General features: G+C 66.5%; 26 protein-coding genes and 2 pseudogenes. 17 read left to right on the plus strand and 11 right to left on the minus strand.

Annotated features, from left to right (window positions below):
- Positions 1-200: 200 nt before the first annotated feature.
- Positions 201-479, minus strand: a complete 279-nt coding sequence (locus OP498_RS10075; protein ID WP_280548064.1) for an XRE family transcriptional regulator — start codon at positions 477-479, stop codon at positions 201-203.
- Positions 480-698: 219 nt separating this feature from the next.
- Between OP498_RS10075 and lhgO the strand changes: the two genes are divergently transcribed.
- The 6 genes from lhgO (at position 699) to OP498_RS10105 (ending at position 7,355) form a co-directional block, all read left to right on the plus strand.
- Positions 699-1,895: an L-2-hydroxyglutarate oxidase gene (lhgO, locus tag OP498_RS10080; RefSeq protein WP_280553422.1), complete on the plus strand. Its 1,197-nt coding sequence runs from the start codon at positions 699-701 to the stop codon at positions 1,893-1,895.
- Between the two features lie 162 nt (positions 1,896-2,057).
- Positions 2,058-3,017 carry a TAXI family TRAP transporter solute-binding subunit gene (locus OP498_RS10085; RefSeq protein ID WP_280548062.1) on the plus strand — a complete coding sequence of 320 codons (960 nt, stop codon included), beginning with the start codon at positions 2,058-2,060 and terminating at the stop codon, positions 3,015-3,017.
- 6 nt (positions 3,018-3,023) lie between these two features.
- Positions 3,024-3,566 (plus strand): DUF1850 domain-containing protein, encoded by a 543-nt coding sequence (locus tag OP498_RS10090; RefSeq protein WP_280548061.1) that lies wholly within the window; start codon positions 3,024-3,026, stop codon positions 3,564-3,566.
- A 22-nt stretch (positions 3,567-3,588) separates the two neighbouring features.
- On the plus strand, positions 3,589-5,604 hold the full coding sequence (locus OP498_RS10095; RefSeq protein WP_280548060.1) for a TRAP transporter fused permease subunit: 2,016 nt from the start codon (positions 3,589-3,591) through the stop codon (positions 5,602-5,604).
- 87 nt (positions 5,605-5,691) lie between these two features.
- Entirely contained in the window at positions 5,692-6,216 is a 525-nt protein-coding gene (gene purE / locus OP498_RS10100; RefSeq protein WP_280548059.1) for a 5-(carboxyamino)imidazole ribonucleotide mutase, read from the plus strand.
- 11 nt (positions 6,217-6,227) lie between these two features.
- A complete protein-coding gene (locus OP498_RS10105) occupies positions 6,228-7,355 on the plus strand; it encodes a 5-(carboxyamino)imidazole ribonucleotide synthase (RefSeq protein WP_280548058.1) in 1,128 nt (375 codons plus the stop codon).
- Between the two features lie 98 nt (positions 7,356-7,453).
- On the opposite strand, the gene OP498_RS10110 is transcribed toward OP498_RS10105, so the two are convergent.
- Positions 7,454-8,005, minus strand: a complete 552-nt coding sequence (locus tag OP498_RS10110; RefSeq protein ID WP_280548057.1) for a hypothetical protein — start codon at positions 8,003-8,005, stop codon at positions 7,454-7,456.
- Positions 8,002-9,402 carry an ethylbenzene dehydrogenase-related protein gene (locus tag OP498_RS10115; protein ID WP_280548056.1) on the minus strand — a complete coding sequence of 467 codons (1,401 nt, stop codon included), beginning with the start codon at positions 9,400-9,402 and terminating at the stop codon, positions 8,002-8,004. Before OP498_RS10115 ends, OP498_RS10110 begins: the two co-directional genes overlap by 4 nt.
- A 245-nt stretch (positions 9,403-9,647) precedes the next feature.
- Between OP498_RS10115 and OP498_RS10120 the strand changes: the two genes are divergently transcribed.
- The 4 genes and pseudogenes from OP498_RS10120 to OP498_RS10135 all read left to right on the plus strand — a co-directional run bounded on the left by OP498_RS10120 (position 9,648) and on the right by OP498_RS10135 (position 12,750).
- Positions 9,648-10,079, plus strand: coding sequence for a cation:proton antiporter (locus tag OP498_RS10120; protein ID WP_280548055.1), 432 nt, complete (start codon positions 9,648-9,650; stop codon positions 10,077-10,079).
- Between the two features lie 7 nt (positions 10,080-10,086).
- Positions 10,087-10,930, plus strand: a pseudogene (locus OP498_RS10125) (IS5 family transposase).
- Positions 10,931-10,982: 52 nt separating this feature from the next.
- Positions 10,983-12,188: a cation:proton antiporter gene (locus OP498_RS10130; RefSeq protein WP_280548054.1), complete on the plus strand. Its 1,206-nt coding sequence runs from the start codon at positions 10,983-10,985 to the stop codon at positions 12,186-12,188.
- Positions 12,189-12,309: 121 nt separating this feature from the next.
- On the plus strand, positions 12,310-12,750 hold the full coding sequence (locus OP498_RS10135) for a CBS domain-containing protein (RefSeq protein WP_280548053.1): 441 nt from the start codon (positions 12,310-12,312) through the stop codon (positions 12,748-12,750).
- 3 nt (positions 12,751-12,753) lie between these two features.
- On the opposite strand, the gene OP498_RS10140 is transcribed toward OP498_RS10135, so the two are convergent.
- Positions 12,754-12,879, minus strand: coding sequence for a RimK/LysX family protein (locus OP498_RS10140; protein WP_348533112.1), 126 nt, complete (start codon positions 12,877-12,879; stop codon positions 12,754-12,756).
- A gap of 23 nt (positions 12,880-12,902) precedes the next feature.
- On the opposite strand from OP498_RS10140, the pseudogene OP498_RS10145 reads away from it, so the two are divergent.
- The 3 genes and pseudogenes from OP498_RS10145 to OP498_RS10155 form a co-directional block, all read left to right on the plus strand.
- A pseudogene (locus OP498_RS10145) lies at positions 12,903-13,190 on the plus strand (transposase); the annotation flags it as partial.
- A 34-nt stretch (positions 13,191-13,224) separates the two neighbouring features.
- Positions 13,225-13,707, plus strand: coding sequence for a cation:proton antiporter (locus OP498_RS10150; protein WP_280548052.1), 483 nt, complete (start codon positions 13,225-13,227; stop codon positions 13,705-13,707).
- Positions 13,708-13,795: 88 nt separating this feature from the next.
- Complete coding sequence (locus OP498_RS10155; RefSeq protein ID WP_280548051.1) at positions 13,796-14,536, plus strand: gamma-glutamyl-gamma-aminobutyrate hydrolase family protein; 741 nt, start codon at positions 13,796-13,798, stop codon at positions 14,534-14,536.
- A 94-nt stretch (positions 14,537-14,630) separates the two neighbouring features.
- On the opposite strand, the gene OP498_RS10160 is transcribed toward OP498_RS10155, so the two are convergent.
- The 6 genes from OP498_RS10160 to OP498_RS10185 form a co-directional block, all read right to left on the minus strand.
- Positions 14,631-15,398 carry a transporter substrate-binding domain-containing protein gene (locus tag OP498_RS10160; RefSeq protein WP_280548050.1) on the minus strand — a complete coding sequence of 256 codons (768 nt, stop codon included), beginning with the start codon at positions 15,396-15,398 and terminating at the stop codon, positions 14,631-14,633.
- 147 nt (positions 15,399-15,545) lie between these two features.
- Positions 15,546-16,277, minus strand: a complete 732-nt coding sequence (locus OP498_RS10165) for an ABC transporter permease (RefSeq protein ID WP_280548049.1) — start codon at positions 16,275-16,277, stop codon at positions 15,546-15,548.
- On the minus strand, positions 16,277-16,981 hold the full coding sequence (locus OP498_RS10170; protein WP_280548048.1) for an ABC transporter permease: 705 nt from the start codon (positions 16,979-16,981) through the stop codon (positions 16,277-16,279). Before OP498_RS10170 ends, OP498_RS10165 begins: the two co-directional genes overlap by 1 nt.
- Before the next feature lie 24 nt (positions 16,982-17,005).
- Positions 17,006-17,776: an ATP-binding cassette domain-containing protein gene (locus OP498_RS10175; RefSeq protein ID WP_280548047.1), complete on the minus strand. Its 771-nt coding sequence runs from the start codon at positions 17,774-17,776 to the stop codon at positions 17,006-17,008.
- Between the two features lie 236 nt (positions 17,777-18,012).
- A complete protein-coding gene (locus OP498_RS10180) occupies positions 18,013-18,999 on the minus strand; it encodes a succinylglutamate desuccinylase (protein WP_280548046.1) in 987 nt (328 codons plus the stop codon).
- Positions 18,989-19,816, minus strand: a complete 828-nt coding sequence (locus OP498_RS10185) for a DUF1338 domain-containing protein (protein WP_280548045.1) — start codon at positions 19,814-19,816, stop codon at positions 18,989-18,991. Before OP498_RS10185 ends, OP498_RS10180 begins: the two co-directional genes overlap by 11 nt.
- Between OP498_RS10185 and OP498_RS10190 the strand changes: the two genes are divergently transcribed.
- Complete coding sequence (locus OP498_RS10190; RefSeq protein ID WP_280548044.1) at positions 19,803-20,051, plus strand: hypothetical protein; 249 nt, start codon at positions 19,803-19,805, stop codon at positions 20,049-20,051. The genes OP498_RS10185 and OP498_RS10190 overlap by 14 nt on opposite strands.
- A 109-nt stretch (positions 20,052-20,160) precedes the next feature.
- Positions 20,161-20,757, plus strand: coding sequence for an NAD(P)H:quinone oxidoreductase (gene wrbA / locus OP498_RS10195; protein WP_280548043.1), 597 nt, complete (start codon positions 20,161-20,163; stop codon positions 20,755-20,757).
- 94 nt (positions 20,758-20,851) lie between these two features.
- Here the strand turns inward: wrbA and OP498_RS10200 are convergent, their stop codons facing one another.
- A complete protein-coding gene (locus OP498_RS10200; protein ID WP_280548042.1) occupies positions 20,852-21,925 on the minus strand; it encodes a tartrate dehydrogenase in 1,074 nt (357 codons plus the stop codon).
- A 108-nt stretch (positions 21,926-22,033) separates the two neighbouring features.
- On the opposite strand from OP498_RS10200, the gene OP498_RS10205 reads away from it, so the two are divergent.
- Complete coding sequence (locus OP498_RS10205) at positions 22,034-22,984, plus strand: LysR family transcriptional regulator (RefSeq protein WP_280548041.1); 951 nt, start codon at positions 22,034-22,036, stop codon at positions 22,982-22,984.
- Positions 22,981-24,309 carry a glycosyltransferase gene (locus OP498_RS10210; protein WP_280548040.1) on the plus strand — a complete coding sequence of 443 codons (1,329 nt, stop codon included), beginning with the start codon at positions 22,981-22,983 and terminating at the stop codon, positions 24,307-24,309. Before OP498_RS10205 ends, OP498_RS10210 begins: the two co-directional genes overlap by 4 nt.
- The last annotated feature ends 6 nt before the right edge of the window (positions 24,310-24,315 follow it).

Below are 24,315 nucleotides of genomic sequence, written 5' to 3' on the forward strand. Positions count from 1 at the left end.
AGGCTACCTGCGACCAAGGTCTAGGCATTTGATGTCGATCAAGGGATTGTTAGTAATCTCTTAATCCTGGCGTAATGTTAGTGCAAGTCATTGAGTTTAAAAGGTTTTAAGGATGCCTGGCGGGCAAGAAAAAACGCCCCGCCTGCAGGGCGGAGCGTTCGCTGTTCGTCATCGTGCCGGCCTCCCGCGGGAGGGAGTGATCAGGGCGGTGAATTGCTCGGGTCGATGGTGCGGTAGACCAGGCGCAGCTCGTCGATGGAGAGGTGCTCCAGCTTCCCCGAGAGGAGGTCGCTGATCTTCTGCATCGGCAGACCGGCGCGGCGGGCGATTTCCTTGCTGCCCAGGTCCGACACGGCGATCAGCCGCGTGATGATGCGCATGAGGCGTGACCGTTTTTCCAGGTCCCTGACATCGAGGTCAGGGCAGCTTCGCGGGGGGTCGGTGAGTTCCGCGTGGGCGGTGTGACGTGCCGTGCTCATGATGCTCCAGTGGGCGGTTTCGACAGCCACACTATGGGGGCTATCCGGCGTTTTTGCCAGTATCGATTCGGTGATTCTTTGGTGTTATTCGAGGCCTCATGCCAAGACTCTGCGCAACCCGCGCCAGGTCTGACGCGTCGTGACTCGATCGACGGGTTAGACTGACGAGGCCACGCCGTGACGACGGCATGGCCGTCTCATTGGAGGAGCGAGGACGGCATGTACGATTTCATCATCATCGGTGGCGGCATCCTGGGCATGTCCACCGCCATGCAGCTCAAGCAGGCCTATCCGGATCGCCGCATGCTGGTGGTGGAGAAGGAGGGCGAGGCGGCGTGCCACCAGACTGGCCACAACAGCGGCGTGATCCACGCCGGTGTCTATTACACGCCGGGCAGCCTCAAAGCGCGCTTCTGCCTGGCGGGCAACCGGGCCACCAAGGCTTTCTGCGAGGCCCACGCCATCCCCTATGACAGCTGCGGCAAGCTGCTGGTGGCCACCAATGACCTGGAGATGCAGCGCATGCAGGCGCTGTGGGAGCGCACCGAGGCCAATGGCCTGGAGCGCGAGTGGCTGGGGCCCGAGGCGCTCGCCGAGCGAGAACCCAACATCACCGGGCTCGGCGGCATCTTCGTGCCCTCCAGCGGCATCGTCGACTACGCCGCGGTGACCCGGGCCATGGCCGCCGAGTTCGAGCGGATGGGCGGCGAGATCCGCTTCGGGGCGGAGGTCACCGCCCTGGAGGAGCGACGCCAGGAGGTGGTAGTGACCACCGGCGCCGGCGAGTTCGCCGGGCGCTATCTCGTGACCTGCTCGGGGCTGATGGCCGACCGGGTGGTGCGCATGCTGGGCCAGGATCCCGGCTTCACCATCTGCCCCTTCCGCGGCGAGTACTATCGGCTGCCCGAGCAGCACAACGACATCGTCAACCACCTCATCTATCCGATTCCGGATCCCTCCATGCCCTTCCTGGGCGTGCACCTGACGCGGATGATCGACGGCTCGGTCACCGTGGGCCCCAATGCGGTGCTGGCCTTCAAGCGCGAGGGCTACCGCCGGCGTGACGTGTCGCTCGGCGACATGGCGCGGATGTTCAGCGACCCGGGCATCCTCCGGGTGCTGGGTCGCAACCTGAAACCGGGCCTCACCGAGATGAAGAACTCGCTGCACAAGCGCGGCTACCTCGAGCTGGTGCGCAAGTACTGCCCGAGCCTGGACCTGGAGGACCTGGGCCCCTATCCGGCCGGCGTGCGCGCCCAGGCGGTGTCCCGCGATGGCAAGCTGGTGGATGACTTCCTGTTCGTCAACACGCCGCGCACCGTCAACGTGGGCAATGCCCCGTCGCCGGCGGCCACCTCGGCTATTCCCATCGGTGTCCATATCGTCGACAAGGTGAAGGCGCTGGTCGAGGAGTGAGTCCAGGATTCGACCTTGGGTGAATTGCCGAAAATCTCGGGGAACGTAGAAATAGTAGCATTGGGTTCTCACGCTGCGCCCGTGCTAGCGTGAGGTGAGGCGCCATGGATGCCGGCGCCGAGACAATTCACAACAAACCTGTTCCAGGACTGGAGGATTGCCATGCGATTCCTGAAGTACGCCGCTGCCGCCACGCTGATGGCCACGGCCCCCCTGGCTGCCGCGCAGCAGCTCTCCGTCGCCACCGGCGGTACCGGCGGCACCTACTATCCCTACGGGGGTGGCCTGGCCGAGATGATCGGCAAGCACATCGAGGGCTACGACGCCGTGGCCGAGGTGACCGGCGCCTCGGTGGAGAACATGGGGCTGGTGTGGCGGGGGGATTCCGACCTCGCCCTGGCACTGGCCGACACCGTCTATCAGGCCTACAACGGCACCGGCGACTTCGAGGGACGCCAGCTGGAGAACATCCGTGCGCTGGCCTCCATCTACCCCAACGCCGTGCAGATCGTCACCCTGGCCGATTCCGGCATCGAGTCGCTCTCCGACCTCGAGGGCAAGACGGTCTCCGTGGGCGCCCCGGGCAGTGGTACCGAGGTCAACGCCCAGACCCTGCTCGAGGCCAACGGCATCACCTATGACGACTTCGACCCGCGGCGCCTGAATTTCAACGAGACCGCCGATGCCATCCGCGACGGCGACATCGACGCCGGCTTCTGGAGCGTAGGCCCGCCCACCAGCTCGATCATGAACCTGGCCACCACCCGCGACATCCGCCTGGTCGGCCTGACCGACGAGGAGGTCGCCAAGGCCAAGCAGGCCGAGCCCGTGTTCGCTGCCTACACGCTGAAGGCGGGCCTCTACGAGGGCATGGACGAGGCGGTACAGAGCATCGGCATCCCCAACGTGCTGGCGGTGAGCAGCGAGATGGACGAGGAGCTGGCCTACCAGATTACCAAGGTGCTCTTCGAGTACACCGACGAGCTGATCGCCATCCACCCGGCGGCCAACGACACCACCGTGGAGTTCAGCGTGGAGTCGACTCCGATCGCCTTCCATCCGGGTGCGCTGCGCTACTACGAGGAAGTGGGTGCCGAGATCGCCGATCATCAGCGTCCCTGACGCGCCATGCGCACATCACGCCTGATCGCGGGGCGGGCCTGGCTGCCCGCCCTGCTGCTTTGTGTGGGACTTGCGGCCGGCGATCCGGCGGCCGGCGATCCGGCGGACGGCGATCCGGCGGCCGGCAGCCCGGCGGTCGCGGCCGACCAGGCCCGGCTGGAGGTGCTGGACGCCGATGGCGAGCGCCTGGTGAGCCTGCCGATGCCCGAGGGGGAGGGCTGGTGCCTGGAGTGGAACCACTCGGTGGAGGGGTTCGCGGTGCTGGACTGCTATCGCCATCGGCAGGGTCGCATGGTCCTGACGCGCAGCCACCTGCCCGACTTCGCCGCGGGGCTGGACCATATCCCCGGGCGCGGCCGCCAGGTCTCCGACGGCGAGGGCGGCTACTGGATCGAGGCGATCGACGAGCCGGTGCCGGGCAACGCCTACCGATTGCGGGTAGGCGCCATGCGCGTGAATCACCGCCTGGTAGTGGACGGCGAGCGCATCAGCTTGAGTCGCCTGGCCGAGAACCAGCCGGTAACCGTCCGCCTCACACCCCCTGAATGAACCACGACCCTGGGATAATCACATGAGCGATTCGGGCACCTCCCCCATCATTCCCGGCAGCCAGGCGAACCATTCCCGCCCGGTGCTGTGGCTGATCACCCTGGTGGCGGTGGGGCTATCGCTGTTCCAGCTCTACTCCGCGGGCATCCAGCCGCTGGGCCTCTTCTATCAGCGCAGCATCCACCTGATGCTGATCATGATGATGGCCTTCCTGATGTTCCCGTTGCTGGGGCCGAAGCATGGTCGCGGGCCTATCAGCGGACTGGTCGACGCAGTCTTCCTCGGCGGGGCGCTGATCACCGGCGGCTACCTGGTGCTCTTTCTCGACGAGATCATCAACCGTGCCGGCTTCTGGAGCCAGGCCGATATCGTGGTCGGCTGCATCGCCACCGTCACCGTGCTCGAGGCAGCGCGCCGGGCGGTGGGCCTGGGCATGACCATCATCGGGATGGTCGCCATCCTCTACGCCTTCGCCGGCCCGCGCGGCGAGCTGCCGTGGCTCGGCCAGTTCCTGCCCGGCATCCTCGAGCACCGCGGCTACAACCTGGACCGCCTGGTGGGCCAGCTCTACCTGGGCCAGGAGGGCATCTTCGGCCTTCCGCTGGGCGTGGCGGCCACCTACATCTTCATCTTCGTGCTGTTCGGCGCCTTCCTGGAGATCACCGGCGCGGGCAAGTTCTTCATCGACCTGGCCTATGCCGCCACCGGTCGCCAGCGCGGCGGCCCGGCCAAGGCGGCGGTCATCGCCTCGGCGGGCATGGGCTCGATCTCCGGCAGCGCCATGGCCAACGTGGTGACCACCGGGGCGTTCACCATCCCGCTGATGAAGCGCCTGGGCTACAAGCCGGCTCAGGCCGGCGGCATCGAAGCGGCGGCCTCCACCGGCGGGCAGATCATGCCGCCGCTGATGGGTGCCGGGGCCTTCCTGATCGCCGAGTACACCCGGATGCCCTACCTCGAGGTGGTCAAGGTCAGCATCCTGCCGGCCATCATGTACTTCGCCACCGTCTATCTCTTCGTCCACATCATCGCCCTCAAGCAGGGCATGCAGGGCATACCGCGCTCGGAGCTGCCCCAGATGCGCGACGTCATGGGGGCCGGTTGGCACTTCCTGCTGCCACTGCTGGTGCTGGTGTGGCTGCTGGTGATGAACATGTCACCCATGCGGGTGGGCTACTACGCCATCCTCACCATGCTGGCCGTGGCGGTGGCGCGCTTCGCGGTGTGGTTCCTGTTCATCGCGCCACGCGAGGGCCAGAGGGTGACCGCGGAGACCCTGCGCGAGGCGCTGAAGGCCGGGCTGGTCAAGCTGGTCGGCGGCCTGGAGCTGGGCGCGCGCAATGCTGTGGCCGTCTCCATGGCCTGCGCCGTGGCCGGCGTGATCGTCGGCGTGGTGGGTCTGACGGGTCTGGGGCTCAAGTTCTCCTCGATGATGATGGCCTTCTCCGGCGGCAACCTGCTGCTGGCGCTGGTGATGGTGCTGCTGGCCAGTCTGGTGCTGGGCATGGGCCTGCCGGTCACGGCCAGCTACATCGTGCTGATCGTGCTGGTGGGGCCGGCGCTGACCACCGAATTCGGCGTGCCGCTGCTGATCGCCCACCTGGTGGTGTTCTGGTACTCCCAGGACTCCAACGTCACGCCGCCCATTGCGCTGGCCGGTTTCGCCGGCGCGGCAATCGCCGGTGCCAAGCCCATGGAGACCGGCTTTCAGGCCTGGAAGTTCGCCAAGGGCCTCTACCTGATCCCGCTGTTCATGGTCTACAACCCGGAGATCATCATGGGGGGGTCGGTGCCGGTGCTGGTATGGACTGCCTTCATCGGCTTCCTGGCCCTGGGGGCCTTCGCCACTTCCCTGGAAGGCTTCCTCTTCACCTGGATGTCCTGGCCGGTGCGCCTGGTACTGCTGCCGGCAATCGTCGCAGCCTTCTACCCCGGCCTGATGGTGGAAGTGGCCGGGGTGATGGTGATGGTGCTGGCGCTGGCCGGAAACTGGCTGGCCAGCCGCCGTGAGGCGGGGCTGTCCGAGCGGTCAAGATGACGGTGCAGGTCCGCAGCTTTAGAATGTGTGGCTTTCCTTTCCGCACTCTTTACCTACCGTACTGAGGCAGTTGCCGAGGAGCAGGCCATGCAGTCCGATACACAGGCGCCGAGGGTTGGCGTGATCATGGGGTCGACGTCCGACTGGCCGGTGATGGAGCATGCGGTGGCGATGCTCGAGCGGCTGGGCGTGTCCTGCGAGAGCCGGGTGGTTTCCGCCCACCGCACCCCCGACCTGCTCTTCGACTACGCCAAGGGCGCGGCCGAGCGGGGCCTGTCGGTGATCATCGCCGGCGCCGGCGGGGCGGCCCACCTGCCGGGCATGGTGGCCTCGCAGACCGCGCTGCCGGTGCTTGGCGTGCCGGTGGAGTCCAAGGCGCTCAAGGGCCTGGACTCGCTGCTCTCCATTGTGCAGATGCCCGGCGGTATCGCCGTGGGCACGCTCGCCATCGGCAAGGCCGGCGCCACCAACGCCGGTCTGCTGGCCGCGCAGATCGTCGGCCTGCAGGATGCAACCGTGCGCGCCGCCGTGGAGGCCTTCCGCGCCGAGCAGACCCAGACGGTGCTCGACCATCCTGATCCCCGGCCCGACCCCCGGCCCGATAGCGAATGAAGGAGCCCACCATGAATATCGGCGTCCTGGGTGCCGGCCAGCTCGGCCGCATGCTGGCCCTCGCCGGCTACCCGCTGGCCAACCGCTTTACCTTCCTCGACACCACCGGCCACCCCAGCGCGGGCATCGGCGAGGTGATGATCCTGAATTTGAATGAAGAGGGGGACCGCAAGCATCTCGACGCCTTCCTCGAGAAGGTCGATCTCGTCACCTACGAGTTCGAGCACCTGCCGGTCTCGCTGGTCCAGGCGATCGAGGAGGTCAGGCCGGTCTATCCCGGAAGCCGAGCGATCCGCGTCTGTCAGAACCGCGCCGAGGAGAAGGCGCTGTTCGATCGCCTGGGCATTCCTACCCCTGCCTATCGCCTGGTGGAGCATGCCGATGAGCTCGAGGCCGCGGCCCGCGAGCTGGGCTGCCCGGTGGTGGCCAAGTCGGTCACCGAGGGCTATGACGGCAAGGGCCAGGCGGTGCTCAAGGACCCCGGTGAGGCCCATGACGCCTGGCGCGCGATCAACCACCCGCGGCTGGTCGTGGAGGCCTTCGTCGACTTCGTGCGCGAGGTATCGATCATCGCCGTGCGCGGTCGTGACGGCGAGGTGGCCTTCTATCCCATGGCCGAGAACCAGCACGTGGAGGGCATCCTGCGCTACTCCATCGCGCCCCTGCCGGACCTGGACGCGGGGGTCGAGCAGATCGCCGACGGCTACATCCGTGCCCTGCTCGACGCGCTCGACTACGTGGGCGTGCTGACCCTGGAGCTCTTCCAGTGCGCCGATGGCAGCCTGCTGGCCAACGAGATGGCCCCCCGGGTGCACAACTCCGGCCACTGGTCGATCGACGGTGCGGTGACCAGCCAGTTCGAGAACCACCTGCGTGCCATCCAGGGGCTGCCACTGGGCGATACCTCGGCGCGCATGCCGACCTGCATGGTCAACGTGATCGGCCGCGAGGGCGATCCGGCCGAGATCCTGGCCTTGCCGGACGCCCACCTGCATCGCTACGACAAGAGCGAGCGAGCCGGCCGCAAGCTGGCCCACATCAACCTGCTCGCGCCGACCCACGAGGCACTGCTGGAACGGGTGCGCGCCTGTGCGGCCCTGCTGCCGGACGCCTCCGCGCCGCGCTTCAGCTTCGAGTAGACCGGGCTTGCCCGCCGCCCATGAAGAAGACCCCGCCGATGCGGGGCCTTCTTCATGGTGCCTGCATGGGACAAGAGGGCAGGCCGGGGGTGGCGGGCTCAGCTGGCCGTGCGGCGCCCCATGAGCCCCAGCACGGCACAGGCGATACCGATGAGCACCATCACGACGATCACCCAGGTCGGGACGAAGAAGGTGTGATAGACGTCCCAGCCGAACAGCTTCAGCAGTTCGGAGAACTGTGTCGTGGCCCCCACCAGGTGGCCGCCGATGGTGCCGGTCGTGGCAAAGATGGAGATGCCGATCAGCGCGAGGATCACCAGTACCCAGCGACTGGCGCCATCGAAGGCCGAGCTGCCCGCCCGCCAGACGAGTACGGTCAGCATGGTGAAGACACCCAGCGACCAGAGCGCCGTGAGGATATGATTGCGCACCAGGGGGCTTGCGGTGCTGGCTTCAAGTGGCCAGACCATGAGGCCGGTGGTGATGGCCACCAGGGCGGCCAGCAGGCTCAGTATGAGCACCGGCAGCAGGGCGACGCGGCTGATTTCAGCCATGCGGCCGGGCAGCAGGGCGCCGATCAGGATCATCAGGGTAGCGAGTGTCCAGAAGCCCAACGGGAAGTGGACGAGCATATGGTGAATGCCGCTCATGATGCTTCTCCCTTGCGGTCGGTGGAGGTGTTGCGGAAGACAGGGAACAGCGCGATGGTAACGCCGAGCATGGCGATCAGGCCGGCGAGCAGGGTCAGGCCCCACTGGCGAATGATGGCGTCTTTGAACTCCATCTCCACGCCGTAGATCGCCAGCTGTCGCTCGCTGTGCCGGGCCTTTACCGGGGTGCCTTCGGCGATGTGCTCCGCGCCGGCATGGGCCCGGCTGACCAGCAGCGGCCAGTTCACCTGCCCGGGGTAGAAGAGGGTGACTTCCTTCCAGTCATCCGACCAGTCTGGCGTCCTGCCCTGGAAGGGGGTAGCCGTGAGGTCGGCATCCCGCCCCAGGCCCAGCGAGACGGGCAGCGATACGTTGTGCCAGCGTCCCCCGGTGGCATTGCGGTGTACCGAAAAAGCCGCCGCGTAGAGGCCTTGGTCGCGCAGGATCTTGTCGTCCAGCGGATTACCGGTATCCAGACGGCGGGAAAGGGTCACGTCCCAGTAGCCATCGGCCCAGCGCCCTTCACCCTGGACGGTGATGTCGCCCCGGGAGCCTTCCGTCTGGCGGAGGAAACGGCGTGGGATGACGTCGCCGTTCTGCCAGTCGTGGTCGGGATCGAAGTCGGTCGCGGTGGCCTCCGCCAGAAAGTAGGGGCTGTCGAAGTCCACCCGGCCGGCCTCGATGTCCTCCCAGCGCAGGGCGGTCTGGCCCGTTTTTTCCGGGTCAAACATCCATTGCGGTTGACCCGCATCGCCGTCCCAGTTGGTGGTATAGGGGCTGCGTCCCGCGTCCCCGGAACGTTCCGCGCCGACCCACTGGTCGTCGGAAAGGTTCAAGGGGTTAGAGCGATGGCCGCGCCAGTGCCAGAGATCAAGGAAGTAGCCCGCCTCGCGCTGGGCCTCGAGGGTCTCCGGCGCCTGGCGGCTGGCCCAGTCGGTCAGGTCGATGCGCGTACCGGGCATCGATTTGGAGACCTCTTCCGGGGCCTCGTCGGTGAGGCCGGCGGCCCCGGCCCCGATGGTCATGTAGCCACCGTAACGCGCGAAGTTCGGTACGCTGCCGTCATCGAGCATCATTGCGACGCGATCCTCGTGGAGGCCATCGGGGTTGGAGCCAGGCATTCCGCTGCCCTTTCTCACCCAGTCGCCATCCTCGTAGACCAGCACGTCGTGGAGGATATGCGGACGCTCTGCGGGCCATCGGTAGCGGAAGAAGATGTGTGAGTCGTTATAGGCGGCCTGGACCTGCAGCGGCATGGTCAGCTCATCGGGAATCGCGATATTGCGCTCCGGGTCGTCCTCGATCACCCCGCTGCCATGGGTGACCCAGGCGAGGCCCAGTGCGACGGGCAGCCCCAGGACCAGCCAAGGGGTGGCGCCCTTGTCTTGACGTGCCATATAAACTCCTGAATCAGAGAGTAAGGTGATGTAACGAATATTCAGTATGGACCCTGGAGGGAGTCCTTGTGTGACATGGATCAAGTCGGGTGCGACAAGGCGCCACGGCCGATGGTTTCCGGGTAAGGTGGCCGGTCGACCAGGCGTTCGTGATGGCTCCATGATTCGGGGTCACTGGCTCGCATCTCCATGCTAGGCTGGCGGCTTGCTACCTGACTGCCTCATGACCAACGAGGAACGACAAGGTGACTCTCCCCGAGACACTCTCCTGGCTGCCAGTCGACCCCAGCGTTACCGCAGCCAGCCTGTTGCTGCTGGGCGTAATCCTCTCCATCAGCATCCTGGCCGACGTGGTGGCCAGCCGAACCCGCCTGCCGCGTATCTCGCTGCTGGTGCTGGTGGGTGTCGGGGTGGCGGTGGGTGCCGGTCTGCTGGCATTGGGGTTCCCGATAGTGGTGGCGGTATCACTGGCGGCCATCTCGGTGGCGACTGATCCTGCGGCCGTGCAGGAGACGGTGCGGGCCAGTGGTGATACCCGGTTGCGGGCTCGCCTGCTGCTGGGGATCGTCGCCATCGATGACGGCTGGGGTATCGTGGTCTTCGAGCTTGCCATGGCCATGCGAGGTTTTGTCCGAAAAGTCGGATCTGCTAAGGCCACCTATGCTTTAACAGCATAGGTGGCCTATGGCAGGACGCTACGAGATCTCTGACAACGGCTGGGTCCTCATTGAGGATATCGTGTCACCGCCGCAGACTACGGCGCGCCCCCGTCGTGATGACCGTCAGGTGTTGAACGGGATCTTCTGGATCCTATGCTCAGGGGCCAAGTGGCGCGATCTGCCTGAGCGTTATGGTCCTTGGAAGACGGTCTATGACCGATTCCGGCAATGGCGCGACGATGGTACTTTCGAAGCCATCCTGGCTCGGCTCCAACTGTGACTCCGCGAGGATGGTCTGATGGATCTTGATACGTGGATGATCGACTCGACCTCAATCCGGGCAACGCGAGCCGCTCGGGAGGCGGCAAAAAAAAGGGGCAGCAAGAACCCGTAGACCATGCCCTGGGACACAGCCGGGCTGGATTGACGACCAAGATTCACATGGTGTGCGATCGACATGGTTGGCCGCTGACCTTCACCTTGTCGCCGGGTCAGGAATCGGATTAGCGGCTCCTCATCCCGATCATGGAGCACGCCCTCCTGCCTGGTCACGGAAGCAGACGCTCAAGCGCTGTTGCTTCATCGTGGCGGACAAGGGCTATGACAGCGATCCGCTTCGCCGCTACTGCGACTGACACCGGATGAAGCCCATCATTGCCAGACGCAAAATGAAGCGCAAGACACGCCCTGGTGCACCGAGGGGCTTTGACAAACCTCGGTGGAAAATCATCCAGCGCTGTTTCGGGTGGATCAAAGAACTACGCCGGATCTGCACGCGGTACGATAAGTTGGCCAGCAGTTTCAGGGCCATGGTATGCCTGGCGTGCATAGACCGTTGCCTGCGAGCAGACTTTTCTGACAAAGCCTAGGATAGTCGATCCGGGACCGGGTTCCCGATCGGGTGCGTAGAAAGGAGGAGGCGTGGAAATACTGCTGATTGGGGTGTTGTTGCTCTCTGGGCTTGCCTTTGGGGCGCTTGGGAGCCATCTGTTCGGTGTGCCGCGTGTGGTGGGTTACATCTTGGTGGGCATGCTCTTTGCCCCCGGCCTCCTGGGTGGCCAACTGGGCATGCACGACACTCAGTGGACCCAGCCGCTGGTGTCGGTGGCCCTCGGGGTCATTGCCTATGTGATCGGCGGGGCGATCAGCCCCAGCCAGTTGCATCGTCTCGGCTGGAGCATCGTCGGGGCGACTCTGGGCGAAGTCTCTGGCGCCTTTCTGGTGGTGGTGGGGGCGGTCCTGCTGTTGGGTATGACGGTGGTCGACCTGCCGTTGTGGTCGTTCGCGCTCGTCCTCGGTGCGCTCGCCCCTGCCACGGCTCCTGCCGCCATCGTGGCGGTGGTACATCAGTACCGAGCGTGCGGGCCATTGACCAACACGCTGCTCGGCATGGTGGCCATCGACGATGCCCTCGGCATCCTCATTTTTGCGCTGGTGATGGCGATTGTCGGTAGCGGGTCGCTAGGTGGGGCGCTGGGCACGGCCTTCTGGGAGATCGGTGCCGCGTTGCTGGTGGGTTGGGGCAGCGGCTTTCTGATCGAACGCCTGTCGCGCTGCTTTCACGAACAGAGCATGTTGCTCCCACTATTGTTGGGCGGGATCCTACTGACAGTGGGGCTGGCCGCTTGGGCCGAGTTCTCGGCGCTGCTGGCGGCGATGGTGCTGGGCTTTTCGGTGCGCTGGTTTTGTGGCCCGCATGCCGAGCGATTGTTCGAGCCGATCGAGGATCTCGAGGAAACCGTCTTCGTGTTGTTCTTCACCTTTGCTGGTCTGCATTTTGCTCCCTCGGCCGTGATCGACTACTGGCCACTGATGTTGACCTACTTCGTTGCACGTGCCATGGGCCTGTTCGTCGGGGGCGGAAGCGGCGCACGACTAGCCGGGGCGCCGCGAGCTATCTGGTCGAACATCGGTTTCGGCCTGTTCCCTCAGGGCGGCGTGGCCATCGGTCTGGCACTACTCCTGTTGAATTATCCGACGTTCTCGCAGGCCGGCGAAATTATTGTCAACCTGATTGCAACTACCACCTTGCTGACTGAGTCCGTCGGAGCGATCTCGGTGCGATACGGTCTGCGTCGGGCTGGTGAATTTTGCCAGAACACGCCGAAGGGGAAGACTGCCCAGTGACATCGTCATCAACCGGATCGCCATAACGATGTCGCTGACTGAAGTGGTCGATACGATCTCGGTGCGCGACGGCTCGCGTCGAGTCGGGGATTCCGCCTGCATAGGCCGAAGGAGAAGCTAAATGAAGATTGCCGATTGGTTGGAGGGGCACACCGTAACCGGGGTGACCGTCGAACGTGATGCTTCGCTTGAGGAAGCGGCGCGCGCAATGCTGGGCGAGCCTGAATGTCGCGATATCTATGTCACCGATGCCGAGCGGCGAGTCGTCGGTCACCTCGGCTTCCGCCGGCTGGCGGGCGTTTTGCTCTCTGCTCACCGGCCGACGCAAAGCCGCCGCCAGTTGCTTGAGCGTGTGGCGCGCGGACCGGTCCGTGAGTTCATGGATCAACGCTTTATCTCGGCCCGACTTGACGAGTACGTCCACGATGTCCTTCATAAATACATGGAGCGGCGGATCGAGGATATCCCGGTGCTCGACGGAGACAGTCGGCTGGTGGGAATCATACGGCTGGTCGATCTGGTCCGTGCGGCGATCGAACCATCTGACCAGAGCTTTGATTGAGTGTCAGCCGCGCGGGCTTCCGGCCAAGTAGGAACCGGCCGGGTCGACCAGAAACCGGTCTTCCAACGCCTTTCGCCCCAGCAGCATGCGAAAGCGCATGGTGTCACGGCCGGTCAGGGTCAGCTCCATGGTCTGTTCCCCGCCGCTACCGGGGTCGCAAGGTGTTTACGCTCCAGACCTTGCCGACCACAGATTTGGAGGAGGATTGGGCGGCCGACGATCCCGGCAACGTGGCCGGCTTTTCGTTACATGCCGGGGTGGCAGTCAAGGCTAGTCAGCGCGACAAGCTGGAACGTCTGTGCCGCTACATCTGCTGCCGTCCGCCCGTATTAGGAAAGCGGCTGTTCCTGACACCACGCGGCGACATCGGTTACTCGCCGAAAAACCCCTACCGCGACGGCACCACGCACGTTATCTTCGATCCGCAGGATTTCATCGCGCCTGGCGCCGGGCGAGCCGACCCAGGTGGAAGCCTTGGCCCTGATCCTGTTGCTGGCCGGTATCTCGTCCTGGCTCGGGGTCTCGTCCCTGCTGGCGGCGATGATCACCGGTGCTCTGGTGGCCAATCTCTCCCGCCACCACACGCGTTCGTTCAATGAGATCGAGCTGATCGAGTGGCCTTTCCTGGTATTCTTCTTCGTGCTCTCGGGCGCCAGCATGGATCTCTACCGATTCGGCGATGCCCTCGGCCTGACCCTGGCCTACATTCTGCTGCGCCTGGCGGGGCGCTACCTGGGCGGCTTGCTCGGCGTCCGCCTCGCTCGGGAGCGCCAGGCCGAGCTGCCGGGGAACCTCGGCCTGGCGCTGACCCCCCAGGCCGGTGTCGCGATGGGCATGGCACTGCTCGCGGCCGAACGATTTCCCGAACACGGCCCGATGCTGCTCGCGGCGGTGGTGGCCTCGACCGTGGTCTTCGAGATCCTCGGGCCGCTGCTGGTCAAGCGGGTACTGCGCTGATAGACCCTGCCAGGCTCTGACGTGGCGGTGGGCATGACATGACGGTGGGCATCAAGAGTAAGGCGAGATGACGCGGAGAGGAAAGAGCATGGTGATCGGACTGCTGCAGTGTGATGACGTGGCGCCGGAGCTGCGTGGGACCCACGGCAACTATCCTGAAATGTTCGAAGCACTGTTCCATCGCGTGGACCCGAGCCTGACGTTCAGGGTCTGGCGCTGCCTGGACGGCGAGATTCCCGACGATGTCGAGGCGGTGGACGCCTGGTTGACCACGGGATCGAAGTTCGGGGTCAATGACGACCTGCCCTGGATCGCCGCGCTCGAGGCCTTCGTGCGCGCCCTCTGGGTGGCGGGCAAGCCGCTGGTGGGTATCTGCTTTGGCCACCAGCTGATGGCCAGGGCGCTGGGCGGCGAGGTAGCGAAGAGCGGCAAGGGCTGGGGCGTGGGCATGTCGTTCAACCAGGTCACCGAGCGGGCCGACTGGATGGCGCCCTGGCAGCCGGGACTTGACCTGCTGGTGAGCCACCAGGACCAGGTGGCGCGGCTGCCGGAGGGCACCCGGGTGCTGGGCGGCAGCGACTTCTGCCCGGCCTACCTGATGCAGCTCGGTGAGCACTTCCTCGGCGTGCAGGGACATCCCGAGTTCACCCGCGCCTATTCCCGGGACCTGATGGCGCAGCGCGCCGACCTGGTCGGCCACCATCGGGTGCGCGAGGGGGAGGCGTCGCTCTCGGCGTCGGTGGATGACACCCTGATGGTGCGCTGGATCCTGGCCTTCATGCGCCGGGCCATCGAGATGCGCGAGAGCGCCCCTCAGGCCCCGCCCTGAAGGTCGGGACCGGGGCCCGGACAGCGGACCGGGGCCCCTGGGGGCCCCGGTCGTGTCGGCTGGCTGTCGCTCGGTTCAGTCCGTGCCGGAGTACTTATTCACCGAAGTACCTTTCGTGGATCTCGTCGTAGGTACCATTGTCCTTCAGCGTTGCCAGGGCCGCGTTGAAGGCCTCGGCCAGCTCCTGGTCACGGTGGCGGAAGGCGATGCCGAAGCCTTCGCCGAAGTACTCCTTGGGCTCGGTGATCTTCTTGCCGACCAGCTTGTAGTCGCCCGCCTCGCTGTCGAGCAGGGTGGACTTGCCGATCGGGAAGTCGAGGAACACCGCATCGAGGCGGCCCGAGTCCATGTCCAGCACCATGTCGTCGGCGGTGGCGTAACGGTTGACGTCGGCCACGTCGCCGTATAGGTCGGTCACGTAGTTGTCCTGCAGGGTACCGCGCTGCACGCCGAGGGTCAGGCCGTCGAGGGTTTCTTCGGACGGGGTGCCGATCTCGACGTCGCCGGGCGCGAACCAGGCCGACGGGGGAGTGATGTAGGGATCGGAGAACAGGACCTGCTCACGACGCTGCTCGTTGATGGTCATCGAGGACATGATGGCGTCGTACTTGCGCGCCTGGAGGCCGGGGATGATGCCGTCCCAGCCTTGCACGACCCACTCGCACTGGATGCCGATCTCGGCACACAGGGCGTTGCCCAGGTCGATGTCGAAGCCGGTCAGCTCGCCCTCGGGAGTGCGGAACTCCATGGGCTCGTAGGGCACGTCGACGCCGATGCGGATGTCGCGGACCTCGGCACTGGCGCTGCCAGCGACCAGGGCGGCGCCGAACACGCCGAGACTCAGGATCTTGTGTAGCTTCATGGGGTGTTTTCCCGTGTTGTTGGTGGTGTCACCTCGTGGGTGACGACGCGACCACGATAGCGGATGCCCGGGCCCGTCGGAAGGGGGAGCCGGTCGCTTTCAAACGCCGGTTCCCAACGCTTGTTTTACGCTCCCCGTCGTCGTCTGTCAGCCGCTGGCCGGCTTGAGGTGCGCCAGCAGGCGCCGTTCCAGATAGCGGAACAGGTAGAGGATGGCGAACGTCAGGCAGAGGTAGATGGCCGCCACGAACAGGAAGGCATCGAAGGGCGCGTAGTAGCGCGCATAGACGAAGCGGGCCGCCCCGGTCAGATCCATGATGGTGACCACGCTGGCGATGGCGCTGGCGTGGAGCATGAAGATCACCTCGTTGCCGTAGGCCGGCAGGGCGCGCCGGAAGGCGCTGGGCAGCACGATACGCCGCAGCATCAGCCCCCGGGACATGCCATAGGCGCGTGCCGCCTCGATCTCGCCCCGGGCCGTGGACTTGATGGCGCCGCGGAAGATCTCGGTGGTGTAGGCCGCGGTATTGAGGGTGAAGGCGATCAGTGCCGGCACGAAGGGCTTCTCGAGGATCACCCACAGCCAGGTCTCCTGGATCCCCTCGACGAACACCACGCCGTAGTAGATCAGGTAGAGCTGGACCAGCAGCGGCGTGCCGCGGAACACGTAGCAGTAGAGGAAGATCGGCAGGCTGATCCAGCGATGCTTCGAGCCGCGGCCGATGGCCAGCGGTACCGCCATCACCAGGCCGATGATCAGCGACAGGGCCACCAGCTGCACGGTGGTGACCAGGCCCTCGCCGTAGTAGCCGAGGGTCTGCAGGGTGAAGATGCTGTTGTCGGCGAGCTGGGCCTCCAGCCAGGTCATCAGGGCTTCCATCAGTCCGCCTCCCGGTAGCCGACGTCATAGCGTTTCTGCAGCCGCGCGAAGCCCCACTCCGAGACCGTGGCGATCAGCAGGTAGACGGCGGCGACGATGATCATGAAGGTGAAGGGCTCGCGGGTGGCCTTGGAGGCCTCGGCGGCCACGCGGACCATGTCAGTGAGGCCGATCACCGAGACCAGGGCGGTGGTCTTGAGCAGTACCATCCAGTTGTTGGAGAGCCCCGGAATGGCATGGCGCATCATCTGCGGGAAGCGGATGCGCTGGAACACCAGCCAGTGGTTCATGCCGTAGGCGCGCCCGGCCTCGATCTGGCCGCTGTCCACTGCCAGGAAGGCGCCGCGAAATGTCTCGCCCATGTAGGCGCCGAAGATCAGCCCGATGGTGATCACGCCGGCGACGAACTCGTTGACGTTGATGAAGAGGTCCCACCCGAAGCGCTCGTAGAGCTGGTCGGTGACCATGTTGATGCCGATCTGGCCGCCGAAGAACATCAGCATCATCAGCACCAGGTCGGGAACGCCGCGGATGACGGTGGTGTAGAGGGTGCCGATGCGGTGGGCCACCCAGTTGCGCGACATCTTGGCACTGGCGGTGAGCAGTCCCAGCACGATGGCAAGGATCAGCGAAAGCACCGCCAGCTCGATGGTGATCAGGGCGCCTTCGGCGAGGCGCGGGCCGTAGCCGTGCAGGTCGATCATGGGAGTCTCCTCGTCCGGGTCGCCTCAGTGCTTGGGCGCCAGGAACTGCTTGAGCCGCTCGGAGCGCGGGTTGCCCAGCACTTCCTCCGGCGGGCCGGCTTCCTCGACCCGCCCCTGGTGGAGATAGATCACCTGGGAGGAGACGTCGCGGGCGAAGGCCATCTCGTGGGTGACCACGATCATGGTGCGGCCCTCCTGGGCGAGGTCGCGCATCACCTTCAGCACGTCGCCGACCAGCTCCGGGTCCAGCGCCGAGGTGGGCTCGTCGAAGAGCATCACCTCCGGGTCCATGGCCAGTGCCCTGGCGATGGCCCCGCGCTGCTGCTGGCCGCCGGACATCTGCGCCGGGTAGTAGTCGGCGTGCTCGCCGAGGCCGACCCGCTCGAGCAGCTGCCGGGCATGGGCGATGGCCTCCTTCTTGGGCTTGCCGAGCACATGGACCGGGGCCTCGATGACGTTCTCGAGCAGCGTCATGTGGGCCCAGAGGTTGAAGCTCTGGAAGACCATGGAGAGCTTGGCGCGCATGCGCACGACCTGCTTCCAGTCGGCCGGTTCACGGCCGTGTCGGGTCTGCTTGAAGCGGATCTCCTCGCCGTGGACGATCAGGTCGCCCTCGTCGGGTTGCTCGAGCAGATTCATGCAGCGCAGGAAGGTGCTCTTGCCGGAGCCGGAGGCACCGATCAGCGTGATCACATCGCCCTTGTGGGCCTTCAGGGAGAGGCCCTTGAGGACCTCGGTGTCGCCGAAGCGCTTGGTGATGTCGCGCACTTCCAGCGGAATCGGGGTATCGGCCATGGAACGGGCTCCAGATCGTGGGCGGTCCGCCGCATCAGGGGTCGGCCGGTGCGGGCCGGGGATCAAAACCGGGCATCAAAACCGGGAGTCAAAAAAGAGGGCGATTCTAACAGGCCGGAGGATTTCCGGAAGGGCACCGCGACCAGCCGGATATATTACCTCGGTCCGGGGTGGGGATGGCATGGGTCATGGGGATTCTCCTGGCGGTTGTTGTTGTGGGGTGCCGGGGGACGGCGTCAGTCCGGTGGCGGGCTCGGTACCACCAGCAGCGCCGCCCGGGCGCCGATCTCGACGTCGGCATTGGGAAAGACCACCGACAGGGGGGTGTCGCCGACGCGGGTCTCGCCGGCGACGGCGTCTTCCGCCAGCCGGGTGCCCGGCGGGAACTCGCTGAAGTTGGGCGTATCGTCGGGGAAGCAGAGCCGGAACGCCTCGCCGTGGCGCAGCAGCTCGTGTTGGGCGCGGAAGAAGGTCATGGCCCCGGGGTCGCCCTCGGCGGGCGCGCGGCCCTCGACCAGCGCCTCGAGCAGCCGGCCCATGGGGGCCAGCGGCGCCAGGTCGTTGTGGCCGAACGGCAGGGCACGGCCCAGTTCCAGGGTGAAGGCCGCCGCACCATGGTAGTGCTTGGCGTAGTGCGAGAAGGTCCAGCTGTGGCGGTGCTGGTGGAGCACCGCCTGGATGCCGGCGGCGGCCAGCCAGCGCCACTGCTCGGGGGGCGTCGGCGTCTCGGCGAAGGGCTCGACCACGAAGCGCGGGAAGCGGCTGTCGCGGATCGCCGTGTGCAGGTCGTAGTGCAGGCGGGGCCGGTCGGGGTGGCGGGCGTAGAAGGCGTCTACCGCGGCCATCAGCGCTCGGGCCCGGTCGGGTTCGTCACCCGTCTCGTCGAGGTCGCGGCGGAACAACCGGTTGAGGTTGGTGGCGACATAGCGCTCGCCGCGCCGTATCGCCTCGGGGTTGCCCAGGATCACCAGCAGCGGCGCCCCCAGGCGCAGCAGCCCGGCCTCCAGGCGGGCGAGGCTCTCGCCCAGCAGCTCCATGGGGGCCGTCTCGTTGCCGTGGACGCCGACCGAGAGCACGCAGGCCCTCGCCCCTGTTGCGGGGGCGTCCGGCGCGAGTTCTAGCACCCCCGGGGCGGCCAGCCGGAAACGCCCCCCGGAGACTCGGCCCTCGGCGCGGGAGGGGGTGCGTCCTTCCAGGCCCTGGTCGAGCCACTCAGCCAGCATGATCGGGACGGGCGTCGGTGGACTCGAAGATCCGGTCGGCGCTGGCGGCGACGAAGCCCTGGTAGAGCCGACCCTCGGCATCCGGGTAGCGCCGGGCGAACTCGTAGTAGCAGGTGGGGATCTCCTCGACTCGGCCGCCGGAGAAAGTGAAGGGCATGCGGTCGGCGAGCGTCGAGGCCTGCTCCAGCAGTACCTCGGGGGAGCCCTTGATGCGTCCGCCGGACGCGTTGATAGACAGCCCCAGCGACTCGACCCTCGCCAGCAGCTTCTCCAGGCTGTCGTGGCGGCGCAGGTGGTTGACGCTGATCGTGAAGTGGTTGGCCCGCAGCCCGATGATCGACAGCCAGGCGGCGTACTCGCTCTCCTCCGCCAGGGTCCGGTATTCCCCCCAGGTCGGTGTCTCCCAGAGACGGCCGGCCCAGAGCACCTCGGGCGAGGCGATCCGGGCAGGGTCGATCTGGCCCACCAGCTCGTCGATGATCTCCTGGGCAGGCGCCGAGAGCTCGCGGCACTTCAGCTCCGAGAGGAAGACCCTGGGCTGGTCCGCCCGCGGCGGCAGGTAGCCCCAGGCACGCAGCTTCTTGGCCTCGAAGTCGTAGGGCTCCAGCCGGGTGTAGCCCAGCGCCAGCAGGTGGGGCTCCAGGTCGGCCAGGCGAAGGGGGCCGCGGTCGAAGGTGCGAAAGGCCACATGGTCGTTGACGATGGTCTCGCCATCGGCGACCAGGGCGTCATGGATGCGGCTCGCCTGGGGCGTCATGGCGGTGTAGTCGTCCCAGAGGCGGGCGAAGAACTGCTCGAGGCTCATGTCGGAAGGCATGGGGGCACCTGTTGTCGATGTTGTGGTGGCTGGCGACACCATCCCGTCCGTCGCCGTTGGACTCAAGGGCGAGGGTCGGTCGGATGAAAGTGACAGGGCCCAGGGTGAAAATCCGCGCCCGCCCGGGCCGGGGCTGATCTTCGGCGAAGCTTTCGCCGAGATGGGGCGAAACCTGCGCGACAACCTGGCCGCGGACCGGGTGCGGATCTTCGAGGGGGTGTGGCGCAGGGCCTGACGTTTCGATAATTTCGATCGATAGCGTCGAATTTCTTCGCTTCCTTTCGTTTCCGTCGATTCTACACTAGGAATCATCACACGACGGAACCGCAAGAGGAGGCGAGCGAATGACTCGAATACTGGTGGTCTATCACTCCATGTACGGCCATATCGATACCCTGGCCCGCACCGTGGCCGAAGGGGCAAGCGGCGTCGAGGGCGTCGAGGTCACCCTCAAGCGGGTGCCCGAGACCATGGACGCCGAGGCCTTCGCCAAGGCCGGAGGTCAGTCCTTCGATACGCCCGAAGCGAGCCCAGGGGAGCTAGCAGAATATGATGCCGTGATCTTCGGGACCCCGACTCGCTTCGGCAACATGTCCGCCCAGATGCGCACCTTCCTCGACCAGACCGGGGGCCTCTGGGCGGGTGGCAAGCTACGTGGCAAGGTGGCGAGCGTCTTCACCTCCACTGGCACTGGCGGTGGCCAGGAGACCACCATCACCTCCTTCTGGCACACCCTGGCCCATCAGGGCATGCTGATTGTGCCGCTGGGCTATGGCATCGGCGAGCAGTACATCTTCGACCAGGCTGGCGGCGGCAATCCCTATGGTGCCTCCACCATTGCCGGTGGCGATGGGTCCCGCCAGCCCGACGACCGAGAGCTCAAGATCGCCCGCTTCCAGGGTGAACACGTGGCACGCATCGCCGCGAAGCTGGCTGGCTGACGCCGGCCTCACCAAGCCCTGCCACGAATCAGGCCCCGCCCGGTTGCTCCGTGAAGGAGCGCCGGGTGGGGCCTTGTCGTTGGTGGCGGGCGGTTCAGCCGGCGATGCGTTCGGCGATGGCGCGGCCCAGGGCCTCGGTGGTGCCCTGGCCGCCGACATCCGGCGTCAGCACCGCCTTGTCACCCGCGGCGAGCACCGCCTCGAAGGCATCGACGATGGCCTGGCCGGCTTCCGGGTGGCCCAGGTGCTCGAGCATCATGGCGGCGGACCAGACCTGGCCGATGGGGTTGGCGATGCCCTTGCCGGCGATGTCCGGGGCGCTGCCGTGGACCGGCTCGAAGAGGCTCGGGAAGAGGCCGTCCGGGTTGATGTTGGCCGAGGGGGCCACGCCGATGGTGCCGGTGCAGGCCGGCCCCAGGTCGGAGAGGATGTCGCCGAACAGGTTGCTGGCCACCACCACATCGAACCAGTCGGGGTGCATCACGAAGTTGGCGGTGAGGATGTCGATATGGAACTGGTCCACCGACACCTCGGGGTAGTGCACGCCCATCGCCTTCACGCGCTCGTCCCACCAGGGCATGGTGATGGCGATGCCGTTGGACTTGGTGGCCGAGGTGAGCTTCTTTCGGGGGCGCGACTGGGCCAGCTCATAGGCGTACTTCAGCACCCGGTCGACCCCGGTGCGGGTCATCACGGTCTCCTGGATCACCACCTCGCGCTCGGTGCCCTCGAACATCTTGCCGCCGACGCTGGAATACTCGCCCTCGGTGTTCTCGCGCACCACGTAGAAATCGATGTCGCCGGGCGCGCGGCCCGCCAGCGGGCTCTTCACGCCGGGCAGCAGCTTGCAGGGACGCAGGTTGACGTACTGGTCGAAGCGGCGACGGAACTGCAGCAGCGAGCCCCACAGGGAGATGTGGTCGGGTACGGTCTCCGGCCAGCCCACGGCCCCGTAGAAGATGGCATCGGCGTCCTTGAGCTGCTCGAACCAGTCGTCGGGCAGCATCTGGCCGTGCTCGGCGTAGTAGTCGCAGCTGGCGAAGTCGAAGTGCTCGAGGCTCAGGTCGATGCCGAAGCGCGCGGCGGCGGCCTCGAGGGCGCGCAGCCCCTCGGGCATCACCTCCTTGCCGATGCCGTCGCCGGGAATGACGGCGATGCGATGGGACATGGAATTCCTCCTGGGAAGCATGGGTAGTGCCTGCCAGTCTAGTCCTGCACGCAGGAAAGATAATCGGGGTACCATTCAACTCATTGTTGAGAAAGAGTGGAGAATGGCATGACCCCCCTCGATGACCTGGCCTTCTTCCGCCGCCTGGCCCATGCCGGCAGCCTCACCGCCACCGCCCGCGAACTGGGCCTGTCGCTGTCGGCGGTGAGCAAGCGCCTCAAGCAACTCGAGGCCCGGCTGGGCGTCGAACTGGCCAGCCGCACCACGCGGCGCCTGGCGCTGACCGCCGAGGGCGAGCGCTACCTGGCGCGGGGCGGGATGATCCTCGAGGAGCTCAGCGAGCTCGAGGAGTCCCTCGGCGAGCATCGTGCCGAGCTCTCCGGCCCGCTGCGGGTCAACGCCACCTTCGGCTTCGGCCGTCGCCATGTGGCCCCGCTGCTCTCGGCCTTCTGCCGGGACCACCCCGGCATCGAGGTGAGCCTGGAGCTCTCCGGCTTCCCGCTGAGCCTGGGCGACCAGGCCTTCGACATCGGCATCCGCGTGGGCGAGCCACCGGACTCGCGGCTGGTGGCCCGCCGGATCCTCGCCAACCGTCGTGTGCTGTGTGCCGCCCCCGCCCGGGTGGCGACCCTGCCGACGCTGCGCTCGCCGGCGGACCTCTCGGGGCAGGCGTGCCTGCTGCTGCGTGAGAACGACAGCGACTTCGCCGTGTGGCGTTTCCAGCGCCGCGACGACCCCGCGGTGGAACAGGCGGTGAAGGTGGCCGGCCCGCTGGCCAGCAACGACGGCGAGGTGATCATGCAACTGGCACTGGAGGGGCACGGCATCGCGCTGCGCTCCTGGTGGGATGTGCACGAGCACTTGGCTCGCGGTCGCCTGGTCGAGCTGCTGCCCGACTGGCAGGGCGTGCGCGCCGACTTCCATGCCGTCTACCGCCAGCACCGACACGTGCCGGCGCGCATCCGGGCCTTCGTCGCCTATCTTGAACAGGAGATGGCCAGCCGGGTGCCTTCCCGGCAGAATGTCGCCACCGCCAGTCGAGGAGCCTTGTTCCCGTGAATGTGCTGATGTTCACCAATACCTACTTGCCCATCGTCGGCGGGGTCAGCGAGTCGGTGCAACGGCTCAAGCGCCAGCTGCAGGTCGCCGGCCACCGGGTACTGGTGGTGGCGCCGCGCCTGGAGGGGCAGCCGCGGGGGGAGCGCGACGTGGTGCGGGTGGTGGCGGTGCAGCACTTCAACGGTAGCGACTTCTCGCTGCCGGTGCCGATTCCCGGCCAGCTCCACGAGGCGATCGAGGCCTTCGATCCCGATATCGTGCATGCCCACCACCCTTTCCTGCTGGGCGATACGGCCGCCCGGGCGGCGGAGACCTACGGCCTGCCGCTGATCTTCACCCATCACACCCTCTATGAGCACTACACCCACTACGTGCCCGGCGACTCGCCGCGCATGCAGCGCTTCGCGGTGGCGCTCGCCACCCAGTACACCTGGCTGTGCGACGAGGTGATCGCACCCAGCGAGAGCATCCGTGACCTGCTGCGCCGGCGCGAGGCCAATCCCCACATCAGCGTGGTGCCGAGCGGCGTGGATACCGTGCGGTTTGCCAGCGGCGACGAGGGGCGCTGGCGCGACCGACTCGGCATTCCCACGGCCGCCTACGTGATCGGCCACCTGGGCCGCCTGGCGCTGGAGAAGAACCTGGCATTCCTGGCTGGGGCGGTGGCCGAGGCGCTGATGCGCGAGCCCGAGGCGCATTTCCTGGTGGTGGGAGACGGTGAGGCCGGTCATGTCATGCAGGAGGTGTTCGGCATCCAGGGCGTCAAGGATCGCGTCCACTTCACCGGTCGCCTGCAGGGCCAGGCGTTGATCGATGCCTACCACGCCATGGACGTCTTCGCCTTCGCCTCCCACAGCGAGACCCAGGGCATGGTGGTGGCCGAGGCCATGGCGGCAGGGCTGCCCGTGGTGGCCATCGATGCCGCCGGGGTGCGCGAGGTGGTGGTCGATGGCCACAACGGGCGGCTGCTCGCCGAGGACGACGTCGAGGCCATGGCCGAGGCGCTGGTCACCCTGGCGGACCCCCGCGTCCGCCGGCCGCTGGCCGTGGCCGCCCTCGAGACTGCCGCCGGCTATGACGAGGCACGTTGCGCCGAGCGTTGCCTGGCGGTATATCGCCGCGCTATCGCCCGGGGCGGCCCCTTCACCCATGCCGACGAGGGGGGCTGGGAGCGGGTGCGCTACCGGCTGGGGGCCGAGTGGCAGATGCTCTGCTATCGTGGTCGCCTGTTGCGCCACCTGGTGCAGGAGGAGTGGCAGCAGGAGCGGCCCGCCTGGTGGCCTGGCCACCGGGCGGAGGACGAGAGCGAGGTGCCGCGCAAGTAGCTCCCG

Origin of the sequence: Halomonas sp. 25-S5 (genome assembly GCF_029889845.1) — a bacterium.
In the GTDB taxonomy this organism is placed as follows: Bacteria; Pseudomonadota; Gammaproteobacteria; order Pseudomonadales; family Halomonadaceae; genus Halomonas.